Here is a 16,886-nt window from a genome sequence, read left to right as displayed (position 1 = left end):
CAGTTGTTTTTCTATAAGCTTTTTCTAAAGGTTTTTATTTTTCAGGCTGCCCTTTCGAATCCCCTTGAGCAATTCAGCTTTTGAATTTTGAAACTTTTCAACTTCGCCTTTTTTGCTTTTGTCCGCTTCATTCTTGATGATATCAACATAATAGCTAAGGCGTTGCTCAGTACCAGACACCAATAAATTTGCGAGTAGTCGATATTGTTGGATGATGTTCAGAATAGTCGACTGTTCAAATAAGTTGCTGTCATATTCGACCGAAAATTTTATACCTTCGTCGGAGTCGATAGCGTTCAGAAGGAATTCAAACTTCGAAGTACCTCTGATGATATCAACAGGCTGAAACTTGAGTTGGTCAAATGAGAACTCAGACAACGCATTATCCTGAAATACAAATTTTACCTGAAAGATCGATGCTTCACTTCTCACTTTATTTGAGAGCACTCTATCAATTATCAACTCATAAGGTGCATCTTGATGGAGAGAGCCTTCCAGAAAGTTTTCGCGAATAGTTTCAAGCATTTCACTCATCGTAGACTCTGCTGAAAAGTCAGTTTTTAACACAAGTTGATTGACAAAAATCCCTATCAACCTTTCCGTTTCCACACGGCTACGGTTCGCGGTATCGGTGCCAACAACAATTTCTCTATTTCCACTTCTGGCGTATAACAAGGTCTTAAACAACGTCATCAATGTTATAAAAAGCGTCACGCGGTGTTCTTTGCTAACAGTTTTCAGTTTCTTACTGAGGTCGATGTCGAATTCGAAAAATTCAGTCTCGCCTTTATATTCTCTAATTCTTCCTCTTTCGTTATCCGGCACGATTAAGTCTGTTTTCCGATGATTTCTTAAGCGTTCTTGCCAGTAATCTAATGACTCATTAAAAGCACCTGATTCGACTAGTTTATTTTGCCAGCTCACATAATCCAGATATTCAATTTGTGGCACTTCTAATTGAGCTTTACTATTAGCTTTTATGGATTGATAAACACGGGTGAGATCTTGCAATAAAACTCGAAGAGACCAACCATCTGAAATAAGGTGATGCAGTACCAGCGCCAGTATATGCGTATCTTTGTCCAGCGGAATTAAAATAGCGCGGGCCAGATATCCATCCGAGAGGTTAAAGGGTTTCCGTACAGCATCTTCAGCTAATCTCAACCAATCTTGCGTATCATTTTTAGCTATGACCTCAATATCAAATGGTTTATATTCTCCGACCTGCTGCACCGGTACATTGTTGTCGATAAAAAACTTTAACCTCAGTGTTTGATGCACTTTCACTAGTTCATCGAAACTTTTGCACAATATATCGACATCCAGATCTCCGCTAATTTTAATTACTGCCGGCTCATTGTAAATTGAACGGTTTCCAGAAAGCTCATCTGCAAACCATATCCCCTGCTGCGACGCGGACAGTATTTCACAGGGTGACGAATTAGCTCGCTTTTCGATACTTGCGAAGCCCGACTTTTTATTTAATGAAAAACTGGAAATAAATAGGGCGAATGATGCCGGTGTCGGTGCTTCGAATAAACTTTTCAACGGAATTTCGAGGCGGAATACCTTTCGCATCTGTGCAATTGCCTGGCTAGCCTGGATGGAAAAGCCCCCGAGCTCAAAGAAATTATCGTGAGGTTGCATTTCCGCTCTCTTCAGCACCTCTGCCCAGATACTTGCAATAAGTGTTACAACATCACTGCTTGCCTCAGTTCTAACTAGATTCTTATTAGTTGCTGTTAGCCTTGGAGCCGGAAAAGCATTACGATCGAGTTTTCCATTAGCTGTTTTGGGGAAAACATCAATAGTTTGAATGATTGTTGGGCGCATATATTCAGGCAACTCTTGAACTAGATACTGCCTTACATCACGCTCAATAAATTCAACACCGGGCTTAACGATCAAGTATCCGACCAAACCTGAAATTAAACTATTATCTTCGTCGAAATAAGGCAAAACAACAGATTCTGAAATACTAACGTGATTATTGAGGACGGCTTCAATGTCTCCCGGTTCAATCCGATACCCTCGCAATTTGATCTGATTATCAGCACGATTTAAAAACTCGATTTCGCCGTTTTGCTTCAACCTGGCAACGTCTCCGGTCATATATAATCGCGATTCAGGATCAGGCGAAAAGGGATTTCTTTTAAAACGTCTACGAGTTTGCTCCTTCAAATTTTGATAGCCGTCGGCAATTCCATCACCACCGAGATATAAATCACCATAGACATCCCGCGGAAGTAATTGCATCTCTTGCCCTAAAATATATGCGGTGGTATTTAAGATTGGCTTACCAATCGTGACTGTATCATTTGCTGATTCAAACTGTTTTACCGTTGACCAGATTGTCGCTTCTGTAGGACCATACATATTCATCAGTGTCTTTGGTGGAAGCGTTTGTTGTAGACGGTCAGCTAGACTTTGAGGAAGTGACTCACCACCGACTAACATTTTTTTTATGCCGGAGAGCGCTTGCAATGCATTTTCTTGTTTTGCGATTGACGCAGCCAGGCCTGGCGTCATTTGGATATGAGTTATATTATGCCGCTTAATTTGAGCAGTAATGGAATAATCAACCTGAATTGACTCTTCTGCTTTCAAAATCGTCTTTGCTTTATTAAGAAATTCCAGGCCGCGCATGACTTTATCTGTTTCGATACCGAAATCAATTAAACAGCATACCTCGTCAACCCCCAATGTTGTCAGCCGATCGATTTTTTGGGCGCATTGGGTGGGAGTGCCAAACAAGCCGCTTTGATTATAATAGCGTTCAAAGCCAAACTTGAGTACCTCACCGAGATCCTCTGTTGACAAACTCTCAGTCATCTCGAGATTACTCAACAGGCTTTTTGCGAGCCCGACGGAATTGCGCAAATAATTAATGAGAGGCTCTTGCACTATATCTTTAATTTCGTCCGTATCATCCCAGACAAATGTATGAATCATTAAAGAAACCTGTCCGGAATCAGGGTCATAGCCAGCTTTTTCCCTTGCCGCTCGATATAATCGAATTTTTTCCATCAAGTCCTCTTCCGACTGTCCAAGAAAATGGGTGAGCACATTGGCTCCAGCGGCACCAGCAGCTTCAAAAGTTGCTGGGTTACCAGCTGCAGTAAACCAGAAAGGTAATTTTGACTGTACCGGTTTTGGAAAAAGTTCAACCTCAAATTCCTTATTACTTCTTTCTATCACTTGTTTTTCACCGGACCAAAGTCGATGTATAAAACTCAGCCCGCTGCGCAGCACCTCGATCCGTTTCTCATAATTTTCCGGCGCAAAAACAAAATCATTTGCATGCCACCCTGACGCGAGTGAAAGTCCAATTCTACCGTTCGAAAGATTATCAACCACCGACCATTCCTCTGCGACTCTAATTGGATCGTGAATTGGTAATACAACGCTCCCTGAGCGGATGTGAACCTTATTCGTTGTTGAAGCGACTGCTGCGGCCAGTATCGCCGGGTTCGGGTAGAGCCCACCAAAAGAATGAAAATGTCTTTCTGGTATCCACACAGCTTCAAAATCGTTATCATCGGCAAAACCGGACCCGCCTAATAGCAATTCATATTTCTCGCTTCCAGGGTTAACAGAGTTACTGTCTGCTGCAAAATAAAATAAACTAAATTTCGGACAACGTCCGCTGCGCTTCTTCGAAGTTGGGCTACTGACTAATTTGCTATCTTCAATAGTTTGTAATACCAGGGTAAGACCTCGAGTTATACTCCAGAAAATTTCTAATACCGAAATATCAAAAGATAGGTTAGTTAATGCCAACCAGGAATCTTCCGGTTTGGCTTCGCCGATTTCCAGGTCCATTGCTGCGAGGAAATTAGAGACACTCTTTTGAGTAATTCGAACACCTTTAGGTTTTCCGGTAGAGCCAGAAGTAAAAATAATATAACAAAGGTCATCAATTGAATGCTCTTGTTGAATTGGTTCTGCCGAATGGCCCAGTATTTCTTCCCAGGACTGGTCCAATGAAATGATATTTGAAGTGACCCCTTCTAGCTCACTGGCATTCGAAGACAGTGTCAGCATGCAAGATAAACTCACAGATTCGGTGATATTTAGAACTCGATTACGAGGCAAACCTAAATCAAAAGGAACATAATGTGCGCCTATTTTCAATATTGCTAATAGTGAAACGATCATCTTTTCAGACCGATCAAGACAAACACCAATCGAGTCGTTACTTTTAACACCAGTGGATAATAAATAGTGCGCAAACGCGTTTGACATCTGTTCGAGCTGTTGATAGGTATATTGTTCGTTTTTAACTTTAAGTGCTATTTTTTCCGGGAATTGTGCCGCGGCTCTCTCAAATTGTTTATCGACACGTACATAGTTCAACTTGTCGTTCGTCGGCCCACAAGCATCACTGAGAATTTTCTTTTGCGTGGCATTATCCAGCAATTGAGCGTTCAGGTATTTTCCTTCTGGTTGATTTACCATATTCTCCAGTGTATTTTGGTACATAAGAGAAAACTCCTGGACCGCCAGTTTAGAAAAGCACTTCCCTGAACACGCTAAACTACAGTGAACTCTATCGGTCATTGGATCAATATGGAAGTTTCCGACAAAAGGAAAACTGGAGACTTCGTGTGGAATCAGCTCTTGAAACTCAAGCTCTCCGGCTTCAAATGCTTTATCAAAAATATGATAGTGTGTATAGTAAAATAGCGAGTCTGAAATGGGATTGCCATTGTTCATTTCGCGCATTTTTCCTAAAGGAAACCGTCTAAATGGTAAAGACTTCTTTTCTAACTCAAATACATTTTTCGCAAGGTTAGCCCATGTATCTCCAGTTAACTTAATCCGCATCGGAATACTGTTAATAAACAGGCCAAGTATTTTATCGCCTTCTTCCGTTTCCAGTCGCCCTGAGGAAACCATACAGGTGGTAACATCGGATTGATTGGATAGAAAACTAAGTACTCTAAGATGCGCAGCCAAAAGTATATTTTTAACCGGCACATTTATCTTTGAGGACAACGCCTTAATTTGATCGGATAAGACCAAATCGATATTGACAGGCTGTACATGAACAACGGATTCATTACCGTCAGATATATTTTTTGGTAGCTTTGTAAATTCGAAATTATCAATTACAGATTCTCTCCAATAATCGCTAAATTCCTGATTGTCAATTGCCTCCTTTTCCAATTTGACATACTCATAAAATTGTTTTTCAGGTTTAGGAATATCGAACGGCTCGCCTTCGACCAGATTCAGGTACTGTATGAAAAGCTCGCTCAACATAGTTGCGTCACTCCAGCCGTCTATGATGGAGTGATGGAAACTTAGCGTAAATTGAATCAGGTCTTTACCCCGTTTGTGGACATAAAATCTCGCTAAAGGCGGTTGGCCGATATTAAATCCTCTCGACTTTTCATTGGTGATCCAGTCTTGAATGATTTCATTTTGTCGAGTCGCCGTTTGCTCACTGATATCTTCAAACTCGATGATTCTCGCAGGCTCTCGATGAACTAACTGCAAAGGTTCGCTGAAACTGGATAAATCAAACGTGGTTCTAAGCACCTGATGTCGCAAACAGAGCTCCCGCGCTACTCTCTCCATAATCGAGAAATCAACTTTACAGCGTAGTCGATAACTAAAAATATCGTGGTAGACCGAGGTGGCTTTCGCGTCAATTTCATTGTGGTAAATCATTCCACCTTGCAGTACCGTTATGGGGTATGCATCTTCAATTCCTTTTGGTACACGCTGTTTGTCGGCCTCAGAGATCAGACTAAATGGTGAATACCCTTCATGCTTTTTGTCTTCACTTTCCGCTTCAGACAAGTTATTTTTTGATAAGCTATTTTTAGATAAATTTTTCAATAAACTTCTAATGGTTGGAAAGGAAAACATCTGTTCGATGTTGAACTCTATATTCTCTTTTTTCGCCAACGCGATAACCTGGATGCTTCGAATGGAATCGCCTCCTGCAGCAAAATAATTATCTTCCACACCGATTGGTTGCGCGTCGTTTTTGCCTCGGTTTAAAACGCTTTCCCATATGTTACACAAGACAATTTCCTCAGCAGTCACAGGTTCGATATAAACTCGTCGCTGTGCCGGGTCAGGTAATTCCTCTATCGCCACTTTTCCGTGCGCATTTAAGGGTAAGTCATCAAGCGACACCCAGAGGTCTGGAACCATATAGTCAGGCAATATCTTCAACAATTCTTGCTTCAGCTGTTCAAGCTCTTTGTGAGAAAAACCGATATGCTCAATCTCTTTTTCCCGAACAATATAGGCAACCAACTGTTTAGCAGTATTCGCTACATCATCAGCTGAACGGGTCGTTACGCAAACTCGATCCACCCCCGATAATTGTAAAATCGATGATTCAACCTCTCCCAGTTCAACACGGTAACCGTTAATTTTAACCTGATAATCTAATCTTCCTTGAAACTCAAGCCGACCGTCAGACCGGAATCTTACAATGTCACCAGTTCTGTATAAGCGTTCGGGTTCCTTTCCAGCCGCTACTATTTTACTGAGAAATGCTTCATTGGTTGCTGTTGAATTATTTAGATAACCTTTCGCAAGTCCAGTTCCAGCAATGTGCAGTTCGCCGGAATTCCCTATAGGGACGACTTTGCCTAAATCATCCAAAACATATAAACGAGTATTTGAAATCGGACGACCGATTGCAACTGAACGGTTACTCTTATAATTATTGTTATCAAAAACACTGGACTCGAAACCACTATTTACAAAATCGTACTCAAGCGGATCAATCTGTTCTACGCAACAACCAACAGTAGCTTCCGTTGGCCCATATTCGTTAAATAGCCGAGTATTAGTCGCGTAAGTTATCCAGGGTTTTATCTGCCGCACAAGTAAAGATTCACCACCAATGACAATAGTACGAACACAGTTCGACATCGCTTCATGAGACAATCGAGAATTCAAAACTTCAAGGTGTGAAGGGGTCAGTTTTAAAAGCGAATAGTCATCGCCCGTTGACAAAAATTGAATTAGTCCTTCAATACCATCTTTTTCTTTAATTAAAATGGCTCTTTGGCCAATTACTAGTGGACATAGCAGGCTGGTTACAGTCAAGTCGAAACTAATGGACGAGTGGACTAGACTTCCCTTCCCCTCGGCTATTTTATAATTGGTTATCGCGTGACTAATGTAATTTAAAACACTTTCATGGGTAATCACTGTCCCCTTCGGTTTACCGGTGGAACCTGAAGTGTAAATAAGATAAATCGTATCTTGAGGTTTAATCTGATTAGCCGGGTTAGTTTTTGCCATCGATGCACAATCAGCTTCGACTTGATCCCACATAAGGAAATTGAGTTGCGCGTCAGGCTCGACCACAATTGATGATAGTTCATTAGAAACGAATATTTTTGTTACCGCAGCATCATTGATCATATATCTTAACCGCGCACGGGGATAGCTGATATCGAGTGGGAGGTAGGCTCCGCCGGCCTTGAGTACACCTAAAAGAGCAACCACCATCTCAGAATTACGATGCATGCATATCCCAACAATCTCGCCAGCTTTTAGACCGATTGATTGAAGATAAAATGCTAACTGATTTGCCTTTTCGTTTAGCGCTTTATAAGTAAGCTCAATTCCATTATGCTCTAACGCGATAGCATTCGGCGTTAAAGCTGACTGATGCTCAAACCAGCAGTGATAACTATCAAAAGGTTGTGGTTGCTGCGAAGTACGATTCCATTGTTCGATTTGTTTATCTGTTTCTTCTCGTGATATTAAGTTAAGCGTATGATTCTTTCCCTCTGCCTCTAGAAGGATTTGGCTCAACACCCTCACAAATCTCGAGCTCAGCAACTCTATGTCCGAGAGCTCAAAGCTGTCTTTATTAAATATCAGGCTAAAAGATAGTGAATCAATATTCTCTTGAATTGAAAGCTTTAAACTAAAAGGTTCAGCGGTGCTAGTGGTTCGTAAAACTCTCGCGTTCATATCCGCAGTAAACGCATCTTGATATAACTCTGAATACTCGAAGGCATAGGGAGAAAATACTAAACCCTTAACTGAAGTGTTCTCTAATATATCCCAACTGAAGTACTCCTGAATGTCAGATATCTCTTCGTAGTCCAATAGAATATCTTGTTTGGCATCATCAAAACTCGTATTGCCGAATGTATTAATCACGACAGGTATCGTTTTACTGAAGGCACCACACGATGTTTTAAGTTCGTCAGTAATCCGCCCTGAAAAAGAAAAACCAACTGAAAGCTTGGAAAATTGACCTAATTTCAACAGGAATAGACTCCAGAGAACGACGCAATCGTTTTTGCTTAGACTTTTACTTTTCGAGTGCAACTGTTCGGGCAAGTCGATATCAAACCGATCTATTCTCAGCAGGTCTTCAGTATCATAACCTTTGTCAAATGGTATCTTGTCTGGAGTTTTTGTTGATAAATTTCTATCGCGAAATAGTGACCGCTCTTGTAGCGCTTCATCGCAGGATAGTAATTCAATCTGCCATTGAGCTAAGTCCGCATATTGTAAAACTTCCTGAGTATCTTTTTTAGCAAGCGGATCGTTGAGGGGATATTCCAGATATAAACTGGAAGCTTCTTCTAACAGGTTTTTCAGTGTCAAAGTATCAGCAATATAGGCTGGTGCTGTGATGGCCAGAACAGTACTTCCATCTTCAACGCGATAAAACTGCAACTGAAGTGAGGGTTCAAAAGGTGGGCTTTGGCTAAAATCAGGTTGAATATCACCACTGTTTAAGAGTTCTTGCAAAGTAGCTCGTGAGAATTTGTCATAATGCTCTACTTTAAACTCTCCTCTTTCGATTATTTTTTGAAATGGTTCTGTCTCTCCTTGCGGACAAATTAGCCTTGTTTTAAATATCTCATATTGCTCGAACAAAAACTCGAAACACTCTGATAACTTGCTACTATCGAGTTGTCTTTCGAATAAGATCAACAACTGCGAAAACGGGAAAGCCCCTGTTCCTTTTTTAACGATCTTCCACAAGCGAGTTTGCTGTGGTGATGCAGGGAAAACATTATCCATTGTTATTTTCTCCTAGACGCAGTTGGATTACACGATCAATTTGTGACATGTAAAACCAATAGTTATAAAAAACCCGGCCAGTAAAAATACTGATAAGGAATGAGCAAACACTTGAATGATTATATTTTTTTTGCATTTAACTTATTTTAATCAACCATGAAAATACTTAGGCGAGATGATTTTTAATGGAAATTAAAGACTAACTTTTACTTACTAACCTGAATTCTGGATAAGAGTAACCATCCAGCATGACGATATTGGCAGCTCCCCGCGCTGGCGAGCCTTTATAAAAATTTTCCCCATTAATACATAACGATAACTTTGTAATTATTTGATCAGTTGGGATTTTCTGCTTCCTCTTATCCCAAACTCAGGCTAACTAATTTTCAACACCAATTTGTCAGTTGAATTTCGCTTCCTTACAACTTTTGATGAGCGCACCGTTATTCTCTTAGTTATTTTCCTGGAAAACCTATCTCCATCTTGATGAGATTTTGATGAGTTTTCATTGGCAACTGACGCTGCACCAACTTTCTCAGACAACTTAGAAATGGTTGGCGTGTCAAAAACATCACGCACATTGAAGTAAATTTTCTTTTCTCTCAGCCGGGAAACAAACTGTAAACAAGATAAAGAGTCCCCTCCAAGATGAAAGAAGTTACTATTTATTCCGACTCTATCAACCTTCAAAACTTGTCGACAAACTGAACAAAGAATGTTCTCCAACTCATTTCTCGGTGGAATGTATGTATCATCAGCCGAACCAAGATTTAGCTCAGGGAGTTGCTCTCGATCTATCTTACCCGACGGTGTTAAAGGGAAGGCATCGACAAAAACATAAAAGTTGGGAATCATATAGTCCGCTAGCCTTCTCTGTAAAAAGCCTCGAAGACTATCTGACAATTCCAGCTCATTGCTCACCTTCCGCTTTTCAGCGATATTCTTGTTGGTCTCCTGATCATTAGCGGCCGTTTCGCTAGCATTTATAACGTTAATGTGCTGCTCGGGTTCCAGCACGATATAAGCAACCAACTTGTCGCCGAGCGTCTGATCAGATCTTAACAAAACAACGCCAGAACTAACTAAAGGGTGATTGCAAATTTCATTTTCAATTTCACTCAGCTCAACTCTAAAACCACGAATACTGACCTGATCATCAGTACGTGTTATAAAACATAAGTTATCGCTATCGCACCACCGAACAATATCGCCAGTTTTGTACATATAATCGTTCGAGCTTTGTGAAAATGGGTTCTTAACAAATCTATCATCAGTTAATTCAGGACGATTCAGGTATCCGCTTGACAGATATTTACCGCCAATAAAAAGCTCACCGGAAACACCGTCAGGTACTAACGCATATTCTTTATTGAGCACATACATCTCTCGACCTTTCATGGCTCGACCTATCGGTACACTGGGCACGTTTTCACTAATTGTTTGATTTAGAAAGAAACCATGAGCAAGCGATGTAATGACAGTTTCCGTTGGACCATAAGCGTTAACAACTCGACAAGATAATCCAGCCTTTTTTAAATGCTGATAGGTCTGCAGACTTAACCTCTCTCCCCCAAGTATTAGTAGACGAATATCATTTCTCAAATATTCGAACGGTGACGACTTTTCTTCGAAAAGCGCGGAAATATAAGCAGGTGGCAAGTCCAGAATAGTAATATTGTTTTCGCTGCAAAAATAATCAAAATCGCTTCCCTGCATTATCCCCTGATTGTACATACACAAACTCGCACCGGCACTCAGTGCGCAAAAAATCTGCTCTTGAGTCGCGTCCACACCAACAGTAGAAAATTGCAGTACTCTATCCTCTTTAGAATACTCGTAGAAACTCATCATCCCTTTTATGTGGCCTGATAAGTGACCGTGTTTAACCATAACCCCTTTAGGTTTTCCTGTTGACCCAGAGGTATATATCACATAGGCCAGCTTTTCGTGGTCCAGTTTAGCCGTATCCAAATTAATAATTTCACTACAGGATTGCTGAAGCTCTCCCTGCAAGTTCTCTTCGTCGATACACAAGACTTTGCCACTATAAATGGGAAGCCGCGCAGCTAGCTCTTGGTCAGTTATTATCACGGCTAAATTAGCGTCCTCAACCATATACTCAATTCGCGAAGCTGGATAATCGGGATCCATCGGCAGGAAGGCACAGCCGGCTTTTAACAAAGCAATTGAAGAAGTTACAAAACTTGTTGAACCACTTAAAAATAAACCAACTATCTCACCGGGTTTGACCATTCTTGTTCCAACGAGATAATTAGCGAGGCGATTCGCTTTATCGTTGAGTTGTCGATAGGAGAGTTCGAGTTCCTGTTCAACAACGGCGACTCTTTCAGGATGCAAACCAGCTTGTTTCTCAAATAGTTGATGCACACAAAGCTCATGCTGCTGATTAGCTTCTTCATTGCAGGATCGCGCAAACATCCTGCGTTCTTCCTGATGAGGAAGTATTGAGTAAGAATAAACATTTCTATCAGCATTAGCCGAGATCTGATGAAGCAGCAGCGCAAAACCATCAACGATAAGCTGCATTCCAGACTCGGAATATAAAGCACCGTTATAGGCTAGGCTTAAATTGTATTTATTTTCATTATCCTCACGCTGAATACTTAACCACAAATTAAACTTAGCCTTAATCTTTTCCTGTTGACCAGGTAGATAAATAACACGTTGAGAAACTTCGGGATCGGTTACTTTATGGTCCAAATTGAGAAAGATCCGGCAGTTAGATAACTCCTCGCGTGAGTTAGAATCTTTCATATGAGCAATGATTGATTCAAATGACAAATCACGATACGGAAGATCTCGTTTTGACTCCTCAATATGCTTTTTGATCAATGCTGTAAAACTAAGTTTGCTGTTTATATCAGTTCGAATGGCGATGGTACTGATTAGTTTCAGTACAAGAGCGTCACTGGCTTTTACATTAAGACTATTTTCTACGCGGCGAATAAGTACTTTATCCTCGTTACCATGCCGACAGAGTAGTATCGAAAATAAACATTCAAATAACATTAAATCTGAAATTTGGTATTCGTTACAAATTGACTCAATTTTCTTGGATAAATCACTTTCTAAAATGCTCGCAACACTTTTTTCAATGAAGCCCTTAACTTGATAGCTTTTACCAACAAGGGGTAAGTGTGGCGGTTTGGGACAATTCGACAACCGCTTTTCCCAATACGAGAGTTTTTTAGAACCCGGTTGGTTTAACCAATAGTCTTTTCTCCATTGAATGAGGTCAGAATAGAAAACCGAGCCTCTCTTTGCGCATAACTCAGACTCTAAATATTGTCGAGTCGAACAGCTATAAACTGAATCAAACTCGCAATCAACTGACTGGCTAATTTCCTCTAACAACTCCGCAAACAATAAGCTGTAACACTCATTCTGCTCAGCGGTAAACTGACTGGCGTTACACTCTACTTCACCAGTTAGTAACTTTGATTCAGGATCAATATTAAAATGAACGACTAACGGGAAACTACTACGTTCATACGGTCTCGTTTCCAAGAGTTTGATCCCTGTCTGCTGATAAATTCCCTCAAGATTGTGATAGTCAGTGAAGTAAAACAGCGCATCAGAAACGGAATCTAATCCAGTAAAGGTTTTCATTTTTCCATAAGGGTAACGGCGATATTTCATACATTGATTTTCTTCGGAAAACGTTTCCTCAATCAATTTCCGCCAAGTCGCTTTGCGTAGCCCTCCAAACTTAATTCTTAAAGGAATACTATTAATAAAAAGCCCCAAAACTTGATCACCATCCTCACTCACCGGTCTGCCGGCAGAAACCAGGCAAGTGGTTATGTCATCTTGAGCAGCTATTAAGTTCAAGACTCTCATATGGGCCGTTAAAAGCAGTGTCTTCAATGGAACACCGATTGTTTTTGCGATAGCCTTTAAATTATTAGAAACAGGCTCCTCGATAACAATTTGTTGACTATGAACTTTACTGGTTACTTTATTTCTAGATACATTCTTAAGGGCCGGTATAGAGGTATAACTCAGATCTTTCAGCTTATCTCGCCAAAACTGCTTGAACTCAGGGTCATCGAGAGCACTTAGCTCAAGCTTAACGAAATCGCTAAACTTCGATGAAAGAGTTCGTTCTGGAAGCTCTTTTTCTTGAGACAAACTAATGATTGCCGTTAACAACTCGGTTAATAAAATTGCATCACTCCAACCATCAATAATAGAGTGGTGAAAACTTATTGAAAACTGAATTTCTCTGTCGGAAAGCAAGTGAATAAAACATCGCACTAAAGGTAGTTCAGAAATATCGAACCCGGTTTCCTTTTCGCGCTGTATCATGAGTTCAATTTCTGCTTGTTGCCGTTCGTCATTTAGACCTTTAAGGTCTCGAATCACCAAGCTTTCTTCATTTCCTCTTTTATGGACCAATTGCAAAGGATGTTCAAATTCCGACAGAGAAAAGGTCGTCCGTAAGACCGGGTGTTTTCGTAAAATATGCCGATAAGCTTTTCTAATCACCAAGTGGTCGACTTTCAAGTTTTCTGGAAGCATTAAGCGATAGCTAAAGATGTCATGATATAACTTCTCATCCTCGTAAAACTGGTTGTGATAAATCATTCCCTGTTGAAGTGTCGTCAGCGGATAGGCATCCTCGACTGTATCAGGAAGACGCGCACGGCAATCCAAGGTTATCATTTCAAATGGTAGAGTATGGCATTCTTCTTCAGCCTCATTACTTTCACCAATCACCTGAACCAGTTCTGCAATGGTAGGGTTGCTAAAAAGCTGATTGAGAGTGAATACGATACCTTGTTCTCTGGCAGCTGAAATCAAACTGATACTCCGAATAGAATCTCCCCCCAGCTCAAAATAGTTATCCTTTACACCGATCCTTTCGGCGCCAAGGAAGCGCTGCCATAAGTTAACAAGTGCTTGTTCAGTATTAGTCCGTGCTGATACATAAGCTTGTTTATTCTGAGGCAAAGGTAGTTTTTCTTTATCTAGTTTTCCATGCTTATTTAATGGCAAGAAATCCAGCGCGACCCAATGGACCGGGATCATATATTCTGGGATGCTTTCGGCCAACCTCCGCTTTAAAGTTGTGAACAAATCAGGAATCTTAACTTCGCTTTTTACAATATAAGCAACAAGCCCCAATCTTCCATTTTGCGGAGTTTCAATATTTTCGGTTTCGCTATTTTGGATTCCAGTCTTCTTGTTTCCAGACTCTAGTAATCGAACAACAACTTCTTCGACTCCTCTACTGTTCTGCAAAATCGCTTCGATTTCCCCAAGCTCAACCCTGTATCCACGTAACTTAACCTGTTCATCACATCGCCCTTCAAAACTCAGACGACCATCTTCAAGATATTTAGCCAGATCTCCCGTACGATAAAGTTTTTGGTCAGCCTTGCGCCCCATAAGAATAAATGCCTTTTCGGTCATATCGGGGCGATTATGGTATTCGAGCGCTAGTCCCATCCCTTCAATATAGAGTTCGCCGATAACACCTATCGGCACTTCGTTTTGCGATTGATCCAGAACGTGGAGTTTCGTGTTGTGTATGGGTTTGCCAATTGGCACCATCCCGGTTAAAGCTGGATCATGTTGCCGTATTTTTTCAATACAACAACCGACTGTCGCTTCTGTTGGACCATATTCGTTGACGATTGTCATCCCTGGATTATTTATCAACCATGGATTAATTCTATGCCAACTAAGTGCCTCACCACCGACGACTATCACCCTGACCGCATTTTTCATGTTCTCGTGAGAGAGAGCCGCATTAAGCATTTCCAGATGCGAAGGTGTAACTTTCAACAACGTATAATTGTTGTTTTTTGACAGGCGATTTATCAAACCTTCAATCCCTTCTTCCTCTGGAATAAGAATAACCGACTGACCTACAGAAAGCGGCGCTAAGAGACTGGTAACCGTTAGATCGAAACTGATTGAGGAATGAACAAGAGAACCATTACCCTCAGCTAGCTCATATTCAACACCCGCCCATTTAACGTAGTTATAAAGACTTCGGTGAGAAATAACGACTCCTTTTGGTACGCCCGTCGATCCGGAGGTATAAATCGTATAAGCCGCTTGCTCACTTAATACCGAAAGCTGAAGATTATTATTTGGGTACTTCTTTATTTGCTCGCCAATATCATCTAAATTGAGCGTTTCATTGAAGTTAAAAAGATTACCAGACCGGCTGTTCACGATCGTCAGTTTAATCGCTGAGTTATCTGCTATGTAGCTGATTCTCTTTGCAGGATACTCAGGGTCAATCGGGACATAGGCTGCACCAGCTTTCAATATGCCTAACAATGCCACCACCAGATCAATTGAGCGGCCTAATGAAACACCAACGTAGTCACCTAAACTCACTCCTCTATCAATCAGCAAACGTGCAAACTGGTTTGCCTTTGCGTTTAATTCGGTATATGAAAGCTTGTGTTCCTGAAAAACAACAGCGGTATTCTCGGGTGTATCGCCTGCTTGCTTTTCAAAAAGTTGATGGAAAGGTATTAGCTGTTCGAAATGCCGACTTGTAAGATTCCAGTTCTGCTGGTTTTCTCTCTCCCAGGGTAATGTCAGGTCGAGTTGTGACAGCTTTACATTAAAGTTTGATCGAACCTGGTTAAGAACTTTAATATAACGTTCTTTCAAATGTTCAATAGTCTCTGAGAAATAGAGGTCTGGATTATACGAAAAACTCAAGTAAGTTTTTTGATTATACTTTTTAATACTGCACTTAAGTAAGTAAGGCTCAACTTGAAATATTGCCTTTATCCATTTAGTACTCGCAATACCTTGTTCCTTGCTATCTAGATCGTGAAATTCAAAACTGTTAAAACAATAAGAACTCGCGTTGCTAGCATCGGCACTTTTAAGTTCATTCCATCTAAAGCATTCCTGGTATTGCTCACCTTCCGATACTGTAGCAGTAATATTATTAAGAAATTCCTCGAATGTACTCATCCAATCGAACTCAAAAGAAATCGGTAGTGTTAAACTCAGATTACCAATTGCGTCTTTAAGATCATCGAGAGTTCGCCCGGAACACAACTTGCCAACAGAGACTCTTTCACAGCTTGAAAGCTTTGCAATGCAAAGAACCCAGATGCTTAAGAATAAATCTTCGTTTAACTTACTTTGGTCCGAAAAGTTATCACATGACAATAAATAATCGGCAGTTACAACAGAACTAAAATGAGGCTCTGACTTAAGTACTTTTCCATCCAATAGCGGTTGACTTCCAATGGTTGGACAATCTAGTTTTCTCCAATACTTGAGGCCTTCTTTTCCGAGTTCTTCATCCTGTAATTGATTTAGCCATTCAGATAGATCGGCATACTGCAAAATGCCTTCTTGTCCGCTTTGAATACAGTTTTCAGGCCGTCCGTCAATAGACCTGGCTAATAACTGTACTGTTTCTAAATCAACGATTTCCGGCGGCGCCACAAAGTATATTCCGCAGAGTTTTTCACTCGACTGATAAATGTACAGACCAACTCGGCGGTCATCACTTTCAATAGTATTTCGACGTAAGCTTTCTTTTTTTTGCAATAGTTCCTGTACACTAATCTCGTTACTGAGCTCCAACTGCATTTGAACTTGAGGGGCAATTACCTGGACATTTTCTCCGTTAGCGTGGCGTTGTATTTTTGTTCGAAATATTTCGAACTCCTCCATCCGACTGACTAGCTGAGTTTGAAGAGACTCTAATGAAGAATGCCAGGGCATTTCCCATTCACATTCACACATTAAACTCTTTCTGCTCTCCGAAGAAAAAGAACTAAGCCGAGCCTGTTGTGGAGATAGCCTGGAGATTTCTGGCTCAGATATATCTTTCGATAACATCCAAATACCTC

General features: G+C 40.7%; 2 protein-coding genes. Both read right to left on the bottom strand.

The window, feature by feature from the left end; all coding sequences use genetic code 11:
* Positions 1 to 24 precede the first annotated feature (24 nt).
* Complete coding sequence (locus tag FLL46_RS26115) at positions 25 to 9,024, bottom strand: non-ribosomal peptide synthetase (RefSeq protein WP_142935258.1); 9,000 nt, start codon at positions 9,022 to 9,024, stop codon at positions 25 to 27.
* Between the two features lie 375 nt (positions 9,025 to 9,399).
* Complete coding sequence (locus FLL46_RS26110; RefSeq protein WP_142935256.1) at positions 9,400 to 16,875, bottom strand: non-ribosomal peptide synthetase; 7,476 nt, start codon at positions 16,873 to 16,875, stop codon at positions 9,400 to 9,402.
* Positions 16,876 to 16,886 lie beyond the last annotated feature (11 nt).

The sequence above is a fragment of the Aliikangiella coralliicola genome (assembly GCF_007004725.1).
Taxonomy (GTDB): Bacteria; Pseudomonadota; Gammaproteobacteria; order Enterobacterales; family Kangiellaceae; genus Aliikangiella; species Aliikangiella coralliicola.
Note: the sequence above shows the minus strand (reverse complement) of the source record. Positions and strands in the feature narration are given on the sequence as shown.

Excerpts from the sequence above, each read along its gene's own strand:
- FLL46_RS26110 (WP_142935256.1), bottom strand. The coding sequence starts at position 16,875 with ATGTTATCGAAAGATATATCTGAGCCAGAAATCTCCAGGCTATCTCCA.
- FLL46_RS26115 (WP_142935258.1), bottom strand. The coding sequence starts at position 9,024 with ATGGATAATGTTTTCCCTGCATCACCACAGCAAACTCGCTTGTGGAAG.